20 protein-coding genes are annotated in these 20,095 nt (G+C 71.0%); 15 read left to right on the top strand and 5 right to left on the bottom strand.

What is annotated here, in order from left to right:
• Positions 1-10 precede the first annotated feature (10 nt).
• The 4 genes from OIE47_RS33690 to prcA all read left to right on the top strand — a co-directional run bounded on the left by OIE47_RS33690 (position 11) and on the right by prcA (position 3,613).
• Positions 11-1,303 carry an acyltransferase family protein gene (locus tag OIE47_RS33690; RefSeq protein WP_326558578.1) on the top strand — a complete coding sequence of 431 codons (1,293 nt, stop codon included), beginning with the start codon at positions 11-13 and terminating at the stop codon, positions 1,301-1,303.
• A 172-nt stretch (positions 1,304-1,475) separates the two neighbouring features.
• A complete protein-coding gene (locus OIE47_RS33685) occupies positions 1,476-1,691 on the top strand; it encodes a ubiquitin-like protein Pup (RefSeq protein ID WP_326558577.1) in 216 nt (71 codons plus the stop codon).
• A 172-nt stretch (positions 1,692-1,863) separates the two neighbouring features.
• Positions 1,864-2,703 (top strand): proteasome subunit beta, encoded by an 840-nt coding sequence (prcB, locus tag OIE47_RS33680; RefSeq protein WP_326558576.1) that lies wholly within the window; start codon positions 1,864-1,866, stop codon positions 2,701-2,703.
• A 73-nt stretch (positions 2,704-2,776) separates the two neighbouring features.
• Complete coding sequence (gene prcA, locus OIE47_RS33675) at positions 2,777-3,613, top strand: proteasome subunit alpha (RefSeq protein WP_326558575.1); 837 nt, start codon at positions 2,777-2,779, stop codon at positions 3,611-3,613.
• A 26-nt stretch (positions 3,614-3,639) separates the two neighbouring features.
• Here prcA and OIE47_RS33670 read toward each other — a convergent pair whose 3' ends face one another.
• Complete coding sequence (locus OIE47_RS33670; protein WP_326558574.1) at positions 3,640-4,689, bottom strand: glycosyltransferase family 2 protein; 1,050 nt, start codon at positions 4,687-4,689, stop codon at positions 3,640-3,642.
• A 107-nt stretch (positions 4,690-4,796) separates the two neighbouring features.
• Positions 4,797-5,687, bottom strand: coding sequence for a dTDP-4-dehydrorhamnose reductase (gene rfbD / locus OIE47_RS33665; protein WP_326558573.1), 891 nt, complete (start codon positions 5,685-5,687; stop codon positions 4,797-4,799).
• A 147-nt stretch (positions 5,688-5,834) separates the two neighbouring features.
• On the opposite strand from rfbD, the gene rfbA reads away from it, so the two are divergent.
• The 3 genes from rfbA to OIE47_RS33650 all read left to right on the top strand — a co-directional run bounded on the left by rfbA (position 5,835) and on the right by OIE47_RS33650 (position 8,419).
• Positions 5,835-6,695, top strand: coding sequence for a glucose-1-phosphate thymidylyltransferase RfbA (gene rfbA / locus OIE47_RS33660; RefSeq protein WP_326558572.1), 861 nt, complete (start codon positions 5,835-5,837; stop codon positions 6,693-6,695).
• 102 nt (positions 6,696-6,797) lie between these two features.
• Positions 6,798-8,156 carry a Pup--protein ligase gene (pafA, locus tag OIE47_RS33655; RefSeq protein WP_326558571.1) on the top strand — a complete coding sequence of 453 codons (1,359 nt, stop codon included), beginning with the start codon at positions 6,798-6,800 and terminating at the stop codon, positions 8,154-8,156.
• A gap of 56 nt (positions 8,157-8,212) precedes the next feature.
• Positions 8,213-8,419, top strand: a complete 207-nt coding sequence (locus OIE47_RS33650; RefSeq protein WP_326558570.1) for a hypothetical protein — start codon at positions 8,213-8,215, stop codon at positions 8,417-8,419.
• Between the two features lie 15 nt (positions 8,420-8,434).
• Here the strand turns inward: OIE47_RS33650 and OIE47_RS33645 are convergent, their stop codons facing one another.
• Together OIE47_RS33645 and OIE47_RS33640 are read right to left on the bottom strand one after the other, a co-directional pair.
• Positions 8,435-9,520 carry a DUF3866 family protein gene (locus OIE47_RS33645; RefSeq protein ID WP_326558569.1) on the bottom strand — a complete coding sequence of 362 codons (1,086 nt, stop codon included), beginning with the start codon at positions 9,518-9,520 and terminating at the stop codon, positions 8,435-8,437.
• 51 nt (positions 9,521-9,571) lie between these two features.
• Positions 9,572-10,528, bottom strand: coding sequence for a cation diffusion facilitator family transporter (locus OIE47_RS33640; RefSeq protein ID WP_326558568.1), 957 nt, complete (start codon positions 10,526-10,528; stop codon positions 9,572-9,574).
• Between the two features lie 106 nt (positions 10,529-10,634).
• Between OIE47_RS33640 and OIE47_RS33635 the strand changes: the two genes are divergently transcribed.
• From OIE47_RS33635 to OIE47_RS33610, 6 genes are all read left to right on the top strand, one after another.
• Positions 10,635-11,630 carry a helix-turn-helix transcriptional regulator gene (locus OIE47_RS33635; RefSeq protein WP_326558567.1) on the top strand — a complete coding sequence of 332 codons (996 nt, stop codon included), beginning with the start codon at positions 10,635-10,637 and terminating at the stop codon, positions 11,628-11,630.
• Positions 11,631-11,650: 20 nt separating this feature from the next.
• Positions 11,651-12,631, top strand: a complete 981-nt coding sequence (locus OIE47_RS33630; RefSeq protein ID WP_326558566.1) for a helix-turn-helix transcriptional regulator — start codon at positions 11,651-11,653, stop codon at positions 12,629-12,631.
• A 10-nt stretch (positions 12,632-12,641) separates the two neighbouring features.
• Positions 12,642-12,890 (top strand): hypothetical protein, encoded by a 249-nt coding sequence (locus tag OIE47_RS33625; RefSeq protein ID WP_326558565.1) that lies wholly within the window; start codon positions 12,642-12,644, stop codon positions 12,888-12,890.
• A gap of 203 nt (positions 12,891-13,093) precedes the next feature.
• The gene (tatA, locus tag OIE47_RS33620; RefSeq protein WP_326558564.1) at positions 13,094-13,393 is read left to right on the top strand and encodes a Sec-independent protein translocase subunit TatA; all 300 of its coding nucleotides are present in this window, start codon (positions 13,094-13,096) and stop codon (positions 13,391-13,393) included.
• An 18-nt stretch (positions 13,394-13,411) separates the two neighbouring features.
• Positions 13,412-14,344, top strand: a complete 933-nt coding sequence (gene tatC, locus OIE47_RS33615) for a twin-arginine translocase subunit TatC (protein WP_326558563.1) — start codon at positions 13,412-13,414, stop codon at positions 14,342-14,344.
• A gap of 116 nt (positions 14,345-14,460) precedes the next feature.
• Positions 14,461-15,384, top strand: coding sequence for a YegS/Rv2252/BmrU family lipid kinase (locus OIE47_RS33610; protein WP_326563312.1), 924 nt, complete (start codon positions 14,461-14,463; stop codon positions 15,382-15,384).
• Between the two features lie 75 nt (positions 15,385-15,459).
• Here OIE47_RS33610 and OIE47_RS33605 read toward each other — a convergent pair whose 3' ends face one another.
• The gene (locus tag OIE47_RS33605; RefSeq protein WP_326558562.1) at positions 15,460-16,236 is read right to left on the bottom strand and encodes an HAD family hydrolase; all 777 of its coding nucleotides are present in this window, start codon (positions 16,234-16,236) and stop codon (positions 15,460-15,462) included.
• 86 nt (positions 16,237-16,322) lie between these two features.
• Between OIE47_RS33605 and OIE47_RS33600 the strand changes: the two genes are divergently transcribed.
• Positions 16,323-19,124 carry a DEAD/DEAH box helicase gene (locus tag OIE47_RS33600; RefSeq protein WP_326558561.1) on the top strand — a complete coding sequence of 934 codons (2,802 nt, stop codon included), beginning with the start codon at positions 16,323-16,325 and terminating at the stop codon, positions 19,122-19,124.
• A gap of 181 nt (positions 19,125-19,305) precedes the next feature.
• Positions 19,306-20,085: an MHYT domain-containing protein gene (locus OIE47_RS33595; RefSeq protein WP_326558560.1), complete on the top strand. Its 780-nt coding sequence runs from the start codon at positions 19,306-19,308 to the stop codon at positions 20,083-20,085.
• The last annotated feature ends 10 nt before the right edge of the window (positions 20,086-20,095 follow it).

Here is a 20,095-nt window from a genome sequence, read left to right as displayed (position 1 = left end):
GCGGTTTCTCTTGTTTCCTCTCCTGCTGCGCACGGCGCGTCGCTCGACCGTGTCCGTACCGCTGAGCAAGGCGTACACCGGACGGGCCAACAGCTTCGGCTTCCTCCGGCTCGGGTTCGCCTTCGCCGTCGTGCTGGCGCACGCCGCGGTGCTCGGTTACGACCGCGCGCTCACCACCCGGGTCGACATTCCCGGGCTGGCCGTGGCCGGTTTCTTCGGGGTCTCCGGATTCCTGATCACCCGCAGCGCCCGGCGCACCTCGCTGCCGCGTTTCCTCTGGCACCGCGCCCTGCGGATCTGGCCCGGCCTGTGGGTCTGCCTGCTGTTCGTCGCCTTTGTCGTCGCGCCGACCTTCTACTACCTGCGGCACGGCACCCTCGACGGGCTGTGGCGGCACCGGGTCGGCGTGATCAACTATCTGCAGCAGAACTGGTGGGGTGGCCTCCGCCAGGGCGGGATCGTCGACGTGTTCCGGTTCGACACGCCGTACGGGATCGGGCACAAGCGGTCCCTGCCCAACGGATCGCTCTGGACGCTCGCGTACGAGATCTTCTGTTATCTCCTGGTCGCCGGGCTGGCGGTGCTCGCGGTCCTGCGTCGGGCCCGCTGGCTGGTGCTGCTCTTCGCGGTCTTCGTCTTCGGGGTGCTCGTTTACAACCACTACCAGCAGTTGCGCTTCGGTCACCCTCCGGTGTTCAGTTCCGGGGATTTCGGGCCGCTGCCGTTGCTCGGCCCGCTCGGCAAGCAGTGGTTCCTCTGGTACGGCTTCATGTTCCTTGCCGGTGGGGTGGCCGAGCTCTACAGCGACCGGCTCCCGATCAACGACCTGCTCGGCGTGGCCGCGCTCGCGGTGATCGGTTGGTTCGCGTTCCGGGGCGAGCTGTTCGGTCCCGGCCTGCTCGCCTACGAGTACGTCATCCTCTGGCTCGCCGTGCGGCTACCGAAGGCCCTGCACCGGGTCGGACAGACCAACGACTACTCGTACGGCGTCTACATCTACTCGTTCGTGGTGGAACAGGTGCTGGCCAGGTACGGCGTACAGAAGATAGGTCTGGCCGGCTACTTCGTGGCCAGCGCCCTGATCAGCCTGGTCATCGCCGCGTTCTCCTGGCACCTGGTGGAGAAGCAGGCCCTGCGTCTCAAGGACTGGAACCCCCGCCTGCCCTGGCGGGGCGGCAGGTCGGGCCCCGACGACGGTGGCGATCCCGAGGCGAGGGAGCCAGTACCGGGAGGTGCTCCGACCGGTGCCACCGACCCGTCGGACCGTGGTCGCCCACCGGTCGCCGTACCCGCCGCCGGCTAGACCCGGTACCGATCGTCCGCCGGTCCCGTGCCCTCGGCACGGGACCGGTCCCGTCGCTCCCGTGGCACGGCACGCGAATCGGGCAGGCGAGCGGTAAAGGTCGCGGTCGTCGCCCCGTTCTGTCGCTCTTCCGAGGTAAGTTTCTTGCAAGCGATCGTGGAGGAGGCACCAGATGGCTACCCGTGACACCGGCGGTCAGTCCCAGTCCGGCAAGGCACGCCGCGACGAAGAGGTCGAGGACGTCACCACCGAGGCGAATCCCGAGGTCGCGGAGCGGCATGCCGAGATCACCGAGGATGTCGACGACCTGCTCGACGAGATCGACTCCGTGCTCGAGGAGAACGCGGAAGAGTTCGTCCGGGGTTATGTCCAAAAGGGTGGCGAGTAGCCTCCGGTCGGGCTCCGGTAAGCCGCCCGCGTCGTCACACCACGCCGGCACCGAGATCATCGCGCGGGGCGGAGGCAGACGATAGTCTGCTTCAACCGCAACGGTGGTCGTGGCCGGTCAGGCGACGGCGCAGGGCGTTGGGCATTGGCGATCACGTACTGAGAGGAACCACGTGGCAGCGGGTTTTGATCCATCCGGGCGGCTACCAGATGTGTTCACCAACGCGGGGACGTCCTCCTTCACACAGTTCCTGAGCAGGGTGGCGCCCGAGCTGCTGCCCGGCCGCCGACCGCTACCGCCGGGCCTGGCCGCCGACATAGCGCCGCACGCGACCACCATCGTCGCCATCACCAGCGCCACCGGCGTGGTGATGGCCGGCGACCGCCGGGCCACCATGGGCAACATGATCTCCAGCCGGGACATCCAGAAGGTCCACCCGGCGGACCGGCACTCGCTGGTCGGTATCGCCGGCACCGCCGGCATCGGTATCGAGATGATGCGACTGTTCCAGGTCGAGCTCGAACACTACGAGAAGATCGAGGGCGCGGTTCTCTCCCTCGACGGAAAGGCCAACCGGCTCGCCTCGATGATCCGGGGCAACCTCGGCGCCGCGATGCAGGGCCTGGCCGTGATCCCGCTCTTCGCCGGCTTCGACCTCGCCGTCGCGGACCCGGCCAAGGCCGGCCGAATCTTCAGCTTCGACGTCGCCGGTGGCCCCTACGAGGAGACCGGCTACGACGCCATCGGCTCCGGGTCCCTGTTCGCCCGCTCGGCGCTGAAGAAGCGCTACCGGCCCGGCCTGAGCACCGACGAGGTGGTCCGGCTGGCCGTCGAGGCGCTCTACGACGCGGCCGACGACGACACCGCCACCGGCGGCCCCGACCTCACCCGCCGGATCTACCCGGTGGTGATGACAGCCACGGCGGAGGGGACCAACCGGCTCACCGAGGCCGAGACCGCGTCGGTCGCCGAAGCCGTCGTCGCGGCCCGGATGGAGAACCCGGGCGGCTGAGGTCGACCACCATCCCTGCCGTACGCCGTCAGCTCGTTAGTCGCCAGACCAGCTTGTAAGGAGAACCGCCGCCGTGGCCATGCAGTTCTACGCCTCGCCAGAGCAGATCATGCGCGACCGCTCCGAGCTGGCCCGCAAGGGCATCGCCCGGGGTCGTAGCGCGGTGGTACTCAGCTACGAGGGCGGGATTCTCTTCGTCGCGGAGAATCTCTCCAGCGCCCTGCACAAGGTCAGTGAGATCTACGACCGGATCGGCTTCGCCGCCGTCGGCCGCTACAACGAGTTCGAGAACCTCCGCCGCGCCGGGGTACGGATGGCCGACCTGAACGGGCTCAGCTACGACCGGCGGGACGTGACCGGCCGGGCACTGGCCAACGCGTACGCGCAGACCCTGGGTGCGATCTTCACCGAGCAGTCCAAGCCGTTCGAGGTGGAGATCTGTGTCGCCGAGGTCGGCGTCACCCCGGACGACGACGAGATCTACCGGCTGACCTACGACGGCTCGGTCAACGACGAGCCGGGTCGGATGGCGATGGGCGGGCAGAGCGAGGCGATCACCGTCGCGCTGCGCGACAACCACCGCAACGACATGTCGCTCAGCGAGGCCGTACGGCTCGCGGTGCAGGCCCTGCGCAGCGTGGGTGGCGAGAACGGTGCCGCCAGGACGATCGCGGCGAACCAGCTCGAGGTCGCGGTGCTGGACCGGGGCCGGATCGGGCGTACCTTCCGCCGGATCACCGGTGCCGCCCTGACCAGCCTGCTCGACGGGGAGGCGGAGCCGAAGGGCGCCGAGGCCCCCGAGCCGACGCCGGCCGGCCCGGCGACTCCGGCCACCGGCCCGGACAAGCCAGCGGTCTCGGCCGCCTCGGCCGACCTGGAAACGAAGGACACCGAGCAGCCCGAGGGCTGACCCGGTGTCCGGCGGGGCGGGTGGTGTCAGACCCAGCGTCGAACCACCCGCCAGTACGCCGACATCAACACGTTCAGCAGGCCCACTCCCGGCGGGCTGATCAGCGGGGTGTTGAACCGGTCGGTCAGGACACGCATCCAGACCCGGTCCGGGACGGTCCGCTCGGCGTGCAACTGCCGACGGCGCTCGCCCAGGTGCCGCCGGTGCCGCCAGAGCCAGCCGTAGCCGCGCAGCTTGTCCCGGAACCAGCCCTCCTTGATCGCGAGCAGCAGCATCACCAGCTCCAGCGCGAGCAGCGGCGGTGCGAGCAGCAGCAGCGGCCGGCGACCCCAGAGGGTGGCCACGAACATCAGCCGGTTCCGTTCGACCAGGTAGTACTTGAAGCTGTTGCGGCTGAACTCGTACCGGTGCAGGGCGACCGCGTCCGGCACGTTGAGCACCCGCAGACCGACCCGCCAGGTACGGATGGAGAGGTCGGCGTCCTCGTGGTAGGCGAAGTAGTGCGGGTCGAAGCCGCCCAGCCGGTCCCAGTGGCTGCGTGAGGTCACCAGGCAGGCGCCCATCGCCCCGGCCGTCTCGGTCGGCTCGGACCGGGTCTCCCGTTCCCGGAAACCGCCGATCCAGCTCACCCCGAGCACGTGCACCTCGTTGCCCGAGGAGTTGAGCAGGTCGGGTTCGTCGGCCAGGCGTACCGCCCCGGCGGCGATGCCCACGTCCGACTGGTCCACCACCTCGACCAGCCGGGCCAGGGTGTTCGGCTCGACGATCGCGTCCCCGTTGACCAGTGCCACGTAGTCCCCGCTTGCGGCCGTCACGCCGAGGTTGCAGCCGGCGGAGAAGCCGATGTTCTCGCCCTCGCCGACCACCACCACGCCGGGCAGCTTCGCCAGCACCTCGACGTCGTCGGTGGTGCAGCCGTTGTCGACGAGAACCACCTCGACCTCCACCTTCGCCGAGGCCAGCAACGTCTCCACGGAGCGGCGAAGCAGTGGCTCGGCCTTCCATGCGAGCACGATCGCGCTGACCCGTGGGAGGCGGCTGTGTTCGACGAAGGAACCGGCGTTCGGGTCGTGCATGTCGGCGTGTTCTCCCGGGGTCGGATATCGCTCGGCGGTGCGGGATGGGATCGGGCTGCGCGGGATGGATCGGGTCGCGCGGGTTGGACCAGGCTGTGGGGGATCGATCAGGTGGCCGGGACGAGGCCCCGGCCGGCGAGCGCGCCGCCGAGCATCTCGTGCCAGTCTGGCATGGGTGCGAGTCCCGCCGACCGCCACCGATCGTGGCCCAGCACGCTGTACGCCGGGCGGGGCGCCGGCAGGGGATAGTTCTCGCTGGTGGTGGGCCGGACCCGGGACGGATCGAGGCCGCTCAGCTCGAACACCGCGCGGGCCAGGCCGAACCAGGTGGTCTGTCCGGACGCGGTGCCGTGGTAGATCCCGGCCGGGGCCGCACCGGAGCGTGCGGCGTCACCCAACTCGACCAGCCGGGACGCCAGCGCGTGGGACCAGGTGGGCTGGCCGAGCTGGTCGTCGACCACGGTGAGGTGTTCGCGTTCGGCGGCGAGCCGCAACATGGTGTTGACGAAGTTCCGGCCGTGGGTCCCGTAGAGCCAGGCGGTACGGACCACGTAACCGGTCTCCGGCAGTAGCCGGGTCACGGCCTGCTCACCGACGAGCTTGCTGCGCCCGTACGCGTTGATCGGCGCGGTGGGGGCGTCCTCCGGGTAGGGCCGGTCGGCGTTGCCGGGGAAGACGTAGTCGGTGGAGACGTGCACCAGGCGCGCACTGGCCTGCGCGCATGCCCGGGCCAGGTTCTCGACGCCCGTCCCGTTGACGGCGGTGGCCTCGTCCTCGTGCGTCTCGGCCCCGTCGACGTTGGTCCAGGCGGCGGCGTTGATCACGACGTCGTGCCCGGTCACCGCGGCCAGCAGCGCCGCCGGGTCGGTGAGGTCGAGTTCCGCCCTGGTGGCGGCGGTGAACCTGCGGGCGGGGTCGGCGCCGAGTACCGCCACCAGGTCCCGGCCGAGCATGCCGCCGGCACCGGTGACCAGCCAGTTGTCGATCCGTTCGGTCATTCCCCGCCTCGCTTCGCCGGCCGAGCCCCTGGGATCCGGCCCGTCGACGGGGGATCCGTACGGGTTGGTGAGTCTACGCGACGAGTGGGCGGAACCAGCCGGCACGTGGGGCGCGCCGACATCACCGAGAGTCGGTACTCTCCCCAGGTGCGTGGAATCCTGCTCGCCGGTGGCACCGGCTCCCGACTCTGGCCGCTGACCAAGGCGGTATCGAAGCAGCTGATGCCGGTCTTCGACAAGCCGATGATCTACTACCCGCTCTCCACGCTGGTGATGTCCGGCATCCGGGAGATCCTGGTCATCACCACCCCCGACGACCAGGACCAGTTCCGTCGTCTGCTGGGTGACGGGAGTCAGTTCGGCCTGCGTCTGGAGTACTGCGCCCAACCGCGACCGGAGGGCATCGCGCAGGCGTTCGTCCTCGGGGCCGACTTCATCGGCGACGACTCGGTGGCGCTGGTCCTGGGCGACAACATCTTCCACGGCGTCGGCCTCGGTACCCAGCTCGCCGGGCAGGACCATCTGGTCGGCGGGCGGGTCTTCGCCTACCAGGTGGCCAACCCCGAGGAGTACGGCGTGGTCGACTTCGACGAGCGTGGGCAGGTGCTCTCGATCGAGGAGAAGCCGACCACGCCGAAGTCCCGTTACGCGGTGCCCGGCCTGTACTTCTACGACAACCGGGTGGTCAAGATCGCCCGCGACCTGCGTCCGAGCGACCGGGGCGAGCTGGAGATCACCGCGGTCAACGAGGCGTACCGCGAACTCGGTGAGCTGAACGTGACGGTGCTCGACCGGGGTACCGCCTGGCTCGACACCGGCACCTTCACCTCGATGATGCAGGCGGCCGAGTTCGTCCGGGTGATCGAGGAGCGTCAGGGGCTGAAGATCGGTTGCGTGGAGGAGGTCGCCTGGCGGGCCGGCCTGATCGACGACGATCAGCTCCGCACCCTGGCCCTGCCACTGCTCAAGAGCGGGTACGGCGAATACCTGCTCAATCTGCTCCGCTGACGTACCCGCATCGGCCGTTCCGCGGGGAGTTTCGGCGCCGACGCGCGGAATGTGCGACCCGAGGGCGACCATTCGGCGGCTCCGGGCGGCTAGTGTCTGTTCATGGAGCGGCGAATCTTCGGTCTTGAGACCGAGTACGGCGTCACCTGCACCTACCGCGGTCAGCGGCGACTCTCCCCGGACGAGGTCGCGCGCTACCTCTTCCGTCGGGTGGTGTCCTGGGGACGATCCAGCAATGTCTTCCTGCGCAACGGAGCCCGGCTCTATCTCGACGTCGGGTCCCATCCGGAGTACGCGACACCGGAGTGCGACTCGGTCACCGACCTGGTCGCGCACGACCGGGCCGGTGAGCGGATCCTCGAGGGTTTGCTCGTCGACGCCGAGAAACGGCTGCACGACGAGGGCATCGCCGGTGAGATCTACCTGTTCAAGAACAACACCGACTCGGCCGGCAACTCGTACGGCTGCCACGAGAACTACCTGGTCTCCCGGCACGGGGAGTTCGGCCGCCTGGCCGACGTCCTGATCCCGTTCCTGGTGACCCGACAGTTGATCTGTGGCGCGGGCAAGGTGCTGCAGACCCCGCGCGGTGCGGTGTACTGCCTCTCCCAGCGGGCCGAGCACATCTGGGAGGGCGTGTCGTCGGCGACCACCCGGAGCCGACCGATCATCAACACCCGCGACGAGCCGCACGCCGACGCCGAACGCTACCGCCGGCTGCACGTCATCGTCGGCGACTCCAACATGAACGAGGTCACCACCCTGCTCAAGGTCGGCACCGCGGACATCGTGCTGCGGATGATCGAGGCCGGGGTGGTGATGCGGGACCTGTCGCTGGAGAACCCGATCCGGGCGATCCGGGAGGTGTCCCACGACATCACCGGCCGGCGCAAGGTCAGGTTGGCCTCCAACAAGGAGGTCAGCGCGCTGGAGATCCAGCAGGAGTACCTGGCCAAGGCGACCGAGTTCGTCGAGCGTCGCGGCGGTGACCAGACCGCGAAGCGGGTGGTGGAACTCTGGGGCCGGGTGCTGAACGCGGTGGAGAGCGGTGACCTCGAACCGGTCTCCCGGGAGATCGACTGGGTCAGCAAGCTGAAGCTGATCGAGCGCTACCAGGCCAAGCACGACCTGCCGCTGTCCCACCCCCGGATCGCCCAGATGGACCTGGCCTACCACGACGTCCGCCGGGGACGCGGCCTCTACGGGCTGCTGGAGCGGCGCGGTCAGGTGGACCGGATCGCCACCGACCCGGAGATCTTCGAGGCCAAGGAGACGCCTCCGCAGACCACCCGGGCGCGGCTGCGCGGCGAGTTCATCCGGCACGCGCAGGAGAAGCGCCGGGACTTCACCGTCGACTGGGTGCACCTGAAGCTCAACGACCAGGCGCAGCGCACCGTGCTGTGCAAGGACCCGTTCCGGGCGTACGACGAGCGGGTGGAGCGGCTGATCGCGAGCATGTGAGCGGTGCCGGGCCGGCGTACGCGGCGACGCCGGTTCCGGGTAGTCTCGGGGGCGTTATGACACCTCCTGACCATTCCGCCGAAGAGCCGCCCGAGCGCAACACCGATCAGGTGCGCCAGGGGTGGGTCAACCGGCGCCGCGAGAAGATCGTCGAAGAGATCGCGCGCAACCGGCGGGGCGAGTACACCGTGCCGACCTGGGTGCTGGTGACGGCACTGGTGCTGCTCGTCGCCGGTTGGATCTCGGTCGTGGTGTTCAGCTAGGTCGGCCGGTCCGGATCACCCCAGGAGGGTGACCGCGTGCCGGCCGGCCGCTGCCGCGGCGAGGAAGTAGGCGTGGTCGGCGTCCAGTCCCCGGCCCATGGTCGACAGCGTGACCGGGGCCGCCCGTAGCGCGGCGTCCAGCCCGTCGGTGTCGACCCGGATCACCCGGTGCCGACCCGTCAGCAGTGTCAGTGACTCCTCCACCTCGGCGGCCAGCGCCGGCTCCAGGCCGTTCGGCACCACCAGGTCCGCCGGCGTGAGAGCCACCCTTCCGTACGCGGTGAGGCTGTGGTGGGATAGGCCACGGTGACGGTCCCGGGCGTCGGCGCCGGAGATGCGCAGCGAGCCGACCGGCCGACCGCCCAGCGCGGTGACCGCGTTGACGGCCTCACCGACCGCGACTCCGGAGAAACCCCAGCGGGTTCCGGTGCCCAGGTTGCCCGGCCCCTGGGCCACGATCGCGATGTCCGCGTGGAACACGTGTCGGGCGGCGAGCAGCCCACCGTGCAGGTTGGTGGCCTCCAGGTCACCGCCGAACGCCTGCCCGACCGTCACCGTGCCGGCGAGTTCACCGTCGAGGGCGGCCAGGGTGCGGGAGAACCACGCCGGTAGCGCCCCGCCGTCGGTCATCAGGTAGGCGATCCGCACCCGTGGCCCGTCGGCCCGGATGCCGGCCACGATTGCCGGCAGCGCCGAGTGCAGGTCGGCGGTGACCACCGGCAGGCCATCGAGGTCGTCGGCGTCGACCAGGGCGGCCCGGTGCGGTGAGGCCTCCTCGTCGGCGCCGAGCAGGATCGGTTGCAGCGGGGTGTACCGCGCCTTCACCAGGTGTCCGCCGTCGCGGTTGTCCAGCGCGTCCGGGGGGTCGGCCGGCAGCCGGTCGGGGAGTGCGACCACGAGGGCGTACCCGCCGGTGCCCAGCCCCATCAGCAACGCGCCGACGTTGAGCAGCACCCGGTCGCCGGGTTCCGGGGTGCCGACCAGGGCGGGATAGGCCAGCGCCCGGACGGCCGAGCCGTCGGGCAGCGCCACATCCAGCTCGATCGCGCCGCGCCACTGCCGCCGTACCGCCGTCACCGTGCCGGACCGCCATCGCACCATGTCCGGCACGGTAGCCGGGCCGGTGGCCGCCGGGGCGGCGGGGGCGTCGGGTCAGTCCGGCCGGGTGTCCGGGAGGTCCGGCGACTTGGAGCCGGTCGGGTCGAGGAAGACGAACCGTACGGCGGGGTTGCGGGCGATCAACCGCCGCTCGGCCTCGTCCGCGGCGGCCTCGATCGCGGCACCGGTGGCGTCGTCGGCGAAGTCGACCTTCGCGGCGACGAGGATCTCGTCCGGGCCCAGTTGCAGGGTCAGCAGGGTGTGGATCCGTACGACCGTCGGCACCCCGACCAGTTCGTCGTAGATCTCCTGTCGGGTGGAGGGTCCGGCCGCCCGGCCGAGCAGCAGGGAGAGATTGCTGCGGGCCAGCGTCACGGCCACCACCAGGAGCAGCAGGCCGATCATGATCGAGGCCAGACCGTCCCAGAACCCGTTGTCGGTGATCTGGGAGAGCCCGACGCCGGCCGCCGCCAGCACCAGCCCGATCAGCGCCGCGCTGTCCTCGAAGAAGACCGCCTTCACCGTGGTGTCCGGGGTACGCCGCACCACCAGCCAGGGGCTGACCGAGAACCTCCGCGCCCGGCCCTTGATCTGCCGGCTCGCCCGTCGCCACGAGATCCCCTCGGCGACGGCCGAGATGGCCAGCACCACGTACGAGATGAGGTTGTCGTCCTGGCGCTGGTCGATCTGGATGGCGTGCACGCCCTGGGTGATGGAGAAGATGCCCCCGCCGACGAAGGTGAAGACCGCGGCCAGGAACGCCCAGGCGTAGCTCTCCCGCCCGTGTCCGAACGGCCGTTCGTCGTCGGCGGGCCGGGCACCGCGGCGCAGCGCGACGAAGAGCAGGACCTCGGTGGTGGTGTCCGCGAACGAGTGGGCGGCCTCCGACAGCACCGCCGCCGAGCCGCTGAGCAGGCCCGCCAGCACCTTCGCCGCGGCAATCGTCAGGTTCGCCACGCCGGCGATGATCACCGTGCCGACACTCTGCGCACCCTCCGGCGATCTCGCCATGAGGGCAGCCTATGGTCCCCGTGGACGACATAACCGATGGATCGGATTGCTGCCCACCCCCGTGTGGGTGCGTACGCGGCGGGCCAACACTGCTAGCGTCTCAGGCGTGTCGCGGAGCCGCACCGAACGCCTGGTCAACCTGGTGATATGTCTGCTGTCCACGCGGCGGTTCCTGACCGCCGCGCAGATCGCCGCGACCGTGCCCGGTTACGAGCACGATCCGGACGATCCGCGCGATCATGAGGCGTTCCAACGCAAGTTCGAACGCGACAAGGCGGAGCTGCGCGAACTCGGCGTACCGCTGGAGACCGGCACGGCCAGTGTGTTCGACACTGAGCCCGGCTACCGGATCGCGCACCGCGAGTACGCCCTGCCCGAGATCCCGCTCGAACCGGACGAGGCCGCCGCCGTGGGGATCGCCGCCCGGCTCTGGCAGCACGCCGGCCTGGCCGCCGCCGCCTCGTCCGGCCTGGCCAAGCTCCGGGCGGCCGGCATCGACGTCGACCCGCAGGCGACCCTGGGCATGGAACCGGTGGTCACCGTCGACCCGGCCTTCGCACCGCTGACCGCCGCCGCCCGGGATCGTCGGGCGGTCACCTTCGACTACCGGGTGCCCGACGACGACGTGCCGACCAGCCGGCGGCTGCAACCGTGGGGCGTGGTGTGCTGGCGGGGCCGCTGGTACGTCGTCGGGCACGACCTCGACCGGGCGGCGACCCGGTGCTTCCGGCTCTCCCGGGTCGTCGGGACGGTCCGGATGGTGGGTCGGCCGGGCGGCTACGCCCCGCCCGAGGGCGTCGACCTGATCAGCCACGTGGCCCGCTGGTTCGGCCCGGTCGAGCGGACCGGCCGGGCGACCGTACTGGCCCGTCCCGGTCGGGCCGCCGGTCTGCGCCGCTGGGCGGGCGAGATCATCTCCGGTCCGGACGGGGACCGGCTGGTCCTGCCGTACGCGGATCCCGAGGCCCTCGCCGGCACCCTGGTGGGCTACGGGCCGGACATCCGGGTGCTCGACCCGCCGGAGGTCCGGGACGCGGTCATCCAGCGCCTCAAGGAGATCGCCGCCCAGCACGACGTGATGGTGGGCGGGAGCACCGCATGAGCACGCGACGGAGTGACGCAATGAGTGGATCGCGGGCCTCGGCCGACCGGCTCGCCCGGCTGCTCAACCTGGTGCCGTACCTGCTGGCGCGGCCGGGGATCGAGCTGGCCGAGGCGGCCGGTGACCTCGGCGTCAGCGAGCGGCAACTGCGCGAGGACCTGGAACTGCTCTGGGTCTGCGGCCTGCCGGGTTACGGTCCCGGTGACCTGATCGACATGGCCTTCGACGGTGACCGGGTCACCATCACCTACGACGCCGGCATCGACCGTCCGTTGCGCCTCACCCCCGACGAGGCACTGGCGCTGGTGGTGGCGCTGCGGATGCTGGTCGAGACGCCGGGGATCGCGAACCGGGACGCGATCGAGCGCGCCCTGGCGAAGATCGAGGATGCCGCCGGGGACCTCGCCGACGCGCCGGTGGAGGTCCGGATGGCCGGTGACGGCGATCAGGCCGAGGCACTGCACGGTGCGGTCCGGCGGGGCCGGGCGCTGCGGATCACCTACTACACCGCCGCCCGCGACGAGACCACCGAGCGGACCATCGACCCGATCCGGGTGCTGATGGTCGGCGGCCGGGCCTACCTCGAGGCGTGGTGCCGGCGGGCCGAGGCGGTACGGCTGTTCCGGGCCGACCGGATCGACGCGCAGACCGAGCTCGACGAACCCGCCGTGGTGCCGCCGCAGGCCACCCGGTTGCACGACTTCAGCGCCGGGGTCTTCCAGCCCTCGCCCGATCTGCCCCTGGTCACCCTGCGGGTGGGCCGCGGTGGCCGGTGGATCACCGAGTACTACCCGTGCGAGCAGGTCGAACCGGGCGACGGTGAGCAGTGGCTGGTCTCGTTGCGGGTGACCGACCTGGAGTGGGCCCGTCGCTTCGTCCTCGGCCTCGGTCCGGAGGTGACCGTGGTGTCCCCGGTCGACCTGGTCGAACAGGTACGCGACTCGGCCGCCGCCGCGCTCGACGCGTACGCCGTGCCGGCGCCGGCTGTCGCCGGGCACTAGGCTGACCGACGTGGTGACCTGGATCGTCCTCGCGGTGGTGCTGTTCGCTCTGCTCGTGCTCGTGCTGGCCGCCCGGCCGGTGCTGGCGCGGCTGCCCGGCCTGGAGCGGGCGGCGCTCGCCCTGCTGCGCCGGCAGGGGCAGGTGGAGGCGCTCGCCGTACGCGCCGAGACGCTCCAGGAGCGCCTGGTGGTCCTGCAACGGCAGGCCGAGGTCACCCAGCAACGTCTCATTTTGATCAAGGCCAAACACGGGGAGTGATCGCCCTCGTGCCCCGCTGCGGTCCCCGACCGGGGCGTTCGGGCAGGAAGAGCCCGTTGCACGGGTTGACGGGGCGCTCGCGTTGGTCAAGACTTCACCGACCGGATGCAACTGGCATCATCCCGTCGGGTGGCACGGGCCGGTAACACACGTACGATAGGCCCCGACACTCGCAATTCCACGAAGACCGACTGGAGCTTCCCATGGGTGCCCTCAAGCCGTGGCATATCGCCGTACTTGTGGTCGTGCTGATCCTGCTCTTCGGCGCGAAGCGGCTCCCGGACGCGGCCCGCTCGCTGGGCCGTTCGCTGCGCATCATCAAGGCCGAGACGAAGAGCCTCACCGACGATGACAAGGACCTCGCGGAGAAGGCCGACGCGCAGCACAGCCGGCAGCCGTACACGCCGGATCCGGTGATCCAGCCGAGCAGCGTGCACCAACCGGGTTACCAGCCGCCCGCGCCGCCGGTCACCGACCCGGTGCAGCGCGTCCGCGACAACTGACCCGGAGGCCCGAGCATCGTGGCCTTCGCACTTCGTAAGCGCGGACCGAGTCAGTTCGAGCGGGCCGCCGACGGCTCGATGACCCTGATCGAGCACGTCCGCGACCTGCGCACGAGGCTGTTCCGGGCGTCGCTGGCGATCGTGATCGGGTTCGCCGTCGGTATGTGGTTGGCCGACGCGGTCTTCGAACTACTCAAGGCGCCCTACTGCGACCTGCCGGGGATGACGAAGCCCGACGGCAGTTGTCAGATGACCCAGCTCGGTCCGGCCGACGGCTTCCTGCTCCGCCTCAAGATCGCCCTGTGGGTGGGTCTGGTCGTCGCCGCGCCGGTCTGGCTCTACCAGCTCTGGGCGTTCATCGCGCCCGGTCTGCACCGGCACGAGCGCCGCTACGCGTACGCCTTCACCGGTCTGGCCGCGCCGCTGTTCGCCGGTGGCGCGTTCCTGGCCTACTTCGTGGTGCACAAGGGACTCCAGTTCCTGCTCGAGTCCGGGGTCACCGGCCTCGACACCCAACTGGAGGTCACCCGCTACATCTCGTTCGTCACCAGCATGATCCTGATGTTCGGGGTGGCGTTCGAGTTCCCGCTGGTGATCCTCATGCTCAACTTCGTGGGCATCGCCAGCGCCAGGCGGTTGCTGAGCTGGTGGCGGGTCGTCATCTTCCTGTTCTTCGCCTTCTCCGCGGTGGTCACCCCGACCCCGGACCCGTTCGGCATGACCGCGTTGGCGATCTGCCTCTCCGCGCTCTACTTCGCCGCGGTCGGGGTCGCGTTCATCAACGACAAGCGGCGTGGACGGGGCAAGGAGGTCTACGCCGGGCTCGACGACGACGAGGTCTCCCCGTTGACGCACGAGCCGGAGCCGGTCGAGGCCGGGGCACGGGTCGAGACGGTGGCACCGGTGGCGCCGCCGAAGCCGATCGACAGCCGCTACGACGACATGACCTGACCGGTCACAGGACGGACGACCCGACGGTCGATCACCGCCCGGCGAACGAGGTATCGGCATCCTCGGCGCCGGGCGGTACCGTGCTCGCCGTGACCGCACCCGAGCATCGTGACCCGATCGGTTCCGCCGCCGTCCCGGTCGGGGACGGGCCGGTGGCCGTGCTCGCCAATCCCACCGCCGGCCGGGGCCGGTACGCCGACCTCCTGCCCGCCGTACTGGAACGGCTGGGGGCGGCCGGGCGGCCGGTACGCGTACTCGAGGCCCGTACGGCCGCACAGGCCCAGGCCGGTTGCCACGCGGCGGTGGCCGACGGCGTCGCCGCGCTCGTGGCGGTGGGGGGCGACGGCACGGTGCACCTGGCCCTGCAGGCGGTGGCCGGCACACCGGTCGGATTCGGGCCGGTGCCGGTCGGAACCGGTAACGACTTCGCCCTGGAGACCGGCTTCCCGGCCGACCCGATCGCCGCCACCGACGTGATCACCGACGCGCTGCGCGCCGGCCGGGCCCGCCCGGTCGACCTGGCCCGGATGACCGGCCCGGACGCACCGCCCCGCTGGTACGGCGCGGTGCTCGGCGCCGGATTCGACGCGATCGTGAACGAGCGGGCCAACCGGATGCGCTGGCCGCGCGGGCCACTCCGCTACGACCTGGCCATCCTGGTCGAACTGGCCCGGCTCCGGCCGAGGGCCTACACCGTGCGCCTGGACGGGGTGGCACACGAGATCGAGGCCGTGCTGGTGGCGGTCGGCAACTGCGCGAGTTACGGCGGTGGCATGCGGATCTGCCCGGCCGCCGACCCGACCGACGGGCTGCTCGACGTGGTGGTCGCCGGGGCGGTCGGTCGGGGCACCCTGATGAGGATCAAGCCGCAGGTCTACCGGGGCACGCACGTCGATCATCCGCTGGTGCACGCCTACCGGGCCCGGACGGTCGAGATCTCCGCCGCCGAGGGCATCGTCTGCTACGCCGACGGGGAGCGGATCGGCCCGCTGCCGGTGACGGTGGACGCGGTGCCCGGCGCGGTCCGCCTGCTGCGCTGAGCGGCCCGCACCGGCGGTGTAACGCTACGGCGCACAGCAGAGGTCCTGGTCGCCACGTTCCGCCGGCCCGGCTGCTCAGCCCCTGTCGTCGTGGATCGCCAGGTCGAGGACCGCGCCCAGACCGTTCGGTCGGCCGGCCTCCGCCGCTGGCAGCAGCAGCGCGGCGCATCCGGCGCGGACCGCTCCCGCGTCCGCCGGGCTGTCGCCGACCATCAGCGCACGCTCCGGGTCGACCCGCAAGGCACCGCAGGCGCGCAGGAAGATGTCCGGGTCGGGCTTGCAGCGGCCCACCTCGTACGACAGCACGTAGGCGTCGATCAGGTCGGCGAACCCCCAGGCGGTGAAGAACGGACGGATGTCGAAGCCGATGTTGCTGACCACCGCCACCGGCACCTTGGCCGTCCGCAGGGCCTGGAGCGTGGCGGCGGTGTCGGTGTACGGCACCCACCCCTCCGGCCGCAGCAGCCGCTCGTAGAGCGCCTCGGCCAGGCCCTCGACACCGGTGTTCACGGTCCCGGCGAGCCCCGTGTACGCGGCCCGGTGGGCGTACTCGTAGAGATCACGGTTGGCCCACACCTCGGCCAGTTGCGGCGGCACCCGGTTCGGCAGGGGCCCACCGGCCCGACCGGCGGTGATCAACCGGTCGGCGAGCACCGTCGCCCGGCCCCGGTCCAGCGCTGTTCCGCACTCGGCCGCGCCGGCGACGACCCAGCTCACCGGGTCCTCCACCTGCGCGAGTGTGCCGTGGAAGTCGAACAGCACCGCGTCGACCGGCCGACGTGGCGGTGCCGGGAGCGTGTTGGCGGCTCCGCTCGGCGTACGGGGGTTGGGCGGTTCGGCATGGTCCGGCACGTCGTGCACCCTACCGACCGGGTCGGACCCGTCTGCTCGACGGCCTCACCGCATGGGTGGTGCCGGCACGCATTAATCTTGACCCTATGTCGAGCCCCGCCGAGCGGTACGCAGCGGCGCGCCGCCGGGCCGCGCAGGTCACCATGTTTCCCGCGTTGGACGAGTTCGCCCTCGATCTGGGGTTCGACCTCGACGACTTCCAGCGTGAGGCGTGTCAGGCGCTGGAGCGCGGCAGCGGGGTGCTGGTCTGCGCCCCGACCGGTGCGGGCAAGACGGTCGTCGGTGAGTTCGCCGTACATCTGGCGCTGCGGGGTCGGCCGGCGGTCGACGGGGCGCCGGTGGCGGTCGAGCCGGCGCCGGTGCGCAAGTGCTTCTACACCACCCCGATCAAGGCGCTGTCGAACCAGAAGTACCACGACCTGGTCGACCGGTACGGCGCCGACCAGGTCGGCCTGCTCACCGGCGACAACGCGATCAACGGCGACGCCCCGGTGGTGGTGATGACCACCGAGGTCCTGCGCAACATGCTCTACGCCGGCTCCGCCACCCTGGCCGGGCTGGCGTACGTGGTGATGGACGAGGTCCACTACCTCGCCGACCGGTTCCGGGGCGGGGTGTGGGAAGAGGTGATCATCCACCTCCCGGAGTCGGTGACCCTGGTGTCGCTGTCGGCCACCGTCTCCAACGCCGAGGAGTTCGCGGACTGGCTGGTCACCGTACGGGGCGAGACCGAGGTGGTGGTCAGCGAGCACCGACCCGTACCGCTCTGGCAGCACATGCTGGTCGGTCGACGCAACTTCGACCTGTTCCACGACGCCGACGCCGCCCGCAAGCACGACGTACACCCGGAACTGCTGCGGTACACCCGCGAGATGCTGCGCCGGCTGGAACTCGGCGACGGGCGTACGCACGGGCCGGGGTGGGGGCGCAGCGGTGGCCGGGGGCCACGGTGGCGCGGCCCGCTGCGGCACGAGATCGTCGAGCGGCTGGAACGCGAGGACCTGCTCCCGGCGATCCTGTTCATCTTCAGCCGGGCCGGTTGCGACGCGGCCGTGCAGCAGTGTCTGGCCGCCGGACTGCGCCTGACCACGCCGGAGGAGCGGACCGAGATCCGCCGGGTGGTGGAGTCGCGGATCACCACCCTCGCCGCCGAGGATCTCGCGGTGCTCGGCTACTGGGAGTGGCTCGACGGGCTGGAGCGCGGTCTGGCCAGCCACCATGCCGGCATGCTCCCCGCCTTCAAGGAGGTGGTCGAGGAGTTGTTCGTCCGTGGCCTGGTCAAGGCGGTCTTCGCCACCGAGACCCTGGCGCTGGGCATCAACATGCCGGCCCGGTGCGTGGTCCTGGAGCGGCTGGTGAAGTTCAACGGCGAGGCCCACGTGGACCTGACGCCGGGGGAGTACACCCAGCTCACCGGGCGGGCCGGGCGGCGGGGCATCGACGTCGAGGGGCACGCCGTCGTGGTCTGGTCGCCGGAGGTGGATCCCCGGCACGTGGCCGGGTTGGCGTCCACCCGGACCTACCCGCTGCGGTCGAGCTTCCGTCCGTCGTACAACATGGCGGTCAACCTGGTCGGCTCCGTGGGCGCGGAATCCGCCCGGGTGCTGCTGGAGTCCTCGTTCGCGCAGTTCCAGGCGGACCGGTCGGTGGTCGGCCTGGCCCGGCAGGTGCAGCGCAACGTCGAGACGATCGAGGCGTACGGCGCGGAGGCGGAGTGCCACCACGGGAACTTCGACGAGTACTTCGCGCTCCGGTCGATGATCGGGGAGCGGGAACGGGCGCTCAACCGGCAGGGCCAGACCCAGCGGCGCAACGCCGCGATCACCGCCCTGGAGCGGTTGCGGGTCGGTGACGTGATCCGGGTTCCGTCCGGGCGCCGGGCCGGGCTCGCGGTGGTGCTCGAACCGGGCGCACCGGGGTTCGGCGAGCCCCGACCCCTGGTGCTCACCCAGGACCGTTGGGCCGGGCGGATCACACCGGCCGACTTCACCACCCCGGCCGAGGTGCTGGCCCGGATCAGGGTGCCGAAGAACTTCAACCACCGCTCGCAGGCCGCCCGCCGGGACCTGGGGGCGGCACTCAACGGGCTGGGCCTGGACCGGCACTCCCGGCGGGGCAGCCGGGGCCGAGGCAGCGGCGAGGACGACCGGCTCACCCAGTTGCGCGCCGAGCTGCGCCGGCACCCGTGCCACGCCTGCGCCGACCGGGAGGAGCACGCCCGCTGGGCGGAACGGCGCCGCCGGCTGGAGCGGGACACCGACGAGCTGCGGGAGCGGGTGTCGGGCCGTACCGGTTCGCTGGCGCGTACGTTCGACCGGATCTGCGGGCTGCTGGCCTCGCGCGGATATCTCACCCCCGGGGGTGAGGTGACCGACGCCGGCCGAATGCTGGGTCGGATCTGGACCGAGGCGGACCTGCTGGTCGCCGAGTGCCTGCGCCGGGGGCTCTGGGACGGGCTGGCCCCGGCCGAGTTGGCGGCCGCGGTCTCGGTGGTGGTGTTCGAGGCACGGCGGGACGCCGAGGAGCGGGCCTCGGTGCCCCGTGGCGGCGTCTCCGACGCGGTGGAGGCGACCCTGCAGATCTGGGCCGAGTTGGAGGCCGACGAGGCCGCCCAGGGGCTGGAGTCGACGCGGGAGCCGGATCTGGGGTTCGTCTGGCCGATCTACCGGTGGGCCCGGGGTGAGGCGCTGACCAAGGTGCTGGGCAGCGGGCACAATCTCGACGGGGACATGCCGGCCGGCGACTTCGTCCGGTGGACCCGGCAGGTGGTCGACCTGCTCGGCCAGCTCTCCAACGCCAACGGCGCGAGCACCGACCTGCGGGCCACGGCCCGGCAGGCGATGGTGGCGATAAACCGAGGAGTTCTCGCGTATCACGCGACGGCCTGAATCGGCGATCAGCTTCCCGGTCACGCTCGGCGACCTTTGGCCGGTCCTGCCTGCACGGCTCGGCATATTCTCGATCTCTGCCCGATCTGTGCGATCTTGAAGTTGCGCCTGGCCACCTCGTTGATCATCCTGCCTCAGGGGGACCTTAACGAGCTGGAAACAACGTGGCTTAGGGGCGATCATGGCCGAGATTCATCACTTTGAGTACGGGTGGTTGACCCCCTCGGCGAGCTACCTGCTGGCGGTGCTCGGTTCCGCCCTCGGCCTGACCTGCACCGTACGGGTGCGCCAGGCGCCGAACGCACGGCAACGCGCCTGGTGGCTGATCCTGGCCGCCTGGGCGATCGGTGGAACGGCGATCTGGACCATGCACTTCATGGCGATGCTCGGCTTCGCCGTGGTCGGCACCCGGATCCGCTACGACATCGGCATCACCGTGGCCAGCGCGGCGCTCGCCATCGTGACCGTCGGGATCGGACTGTTCATCGTCGGCATGGGCCGGGGGACCGTCCCGAAGATCCTCGCCGGTGGTCTGCTCACCGGCCTGGGCGTGGCGGCGATGCACTACGTCGGCATGACCGCGATGCACCTCAACGGACAGGTCGACTACGCCACCGGCCCGGTCATCGCCTCGGTGGTCATCGCCGTGGTCGCCGCGACCGTGGCGCTCTGGCTCGCCGTGACCGTACGCAGCCCGCTGGCCATCGTCGGCTCCGCGCTGGTGATGGGCATCGCGGTCAGCGGCATGCACTACACCGGCATGTCCGCGATGTCGGTGCACCTGCACGACAACGCCACCGCCGCCCTGCCCGGTGCGACCGTGTCGACCCTGCTGCTGCCGATCGTGCTCACCGTCATCTTCGGCGTGGTCGCACTGGTCTACGCGGTGCTCGCCGCCCCCAACGAGGAGGACCGGGCCGCGGTGGCGTACCTGAACGCCCGGATGGCCGAGCGGCCCTGATCCCGGTCCG

This window comes from Micromonospora sp. NBC_01796 (assembly GCF_035917455.1).
Classification (GTDB): domain Bacteria; phylum Actinomycetota; class Actinomycetes; order Mycobacteriales; family Micromonosporaceae; genus Micromonospora_G.
The sequence above is the reverse complement of the archived record's forward strand: the minus strand, read 5'-3'. Positions and strand labels throughout refer to the sequence as shown.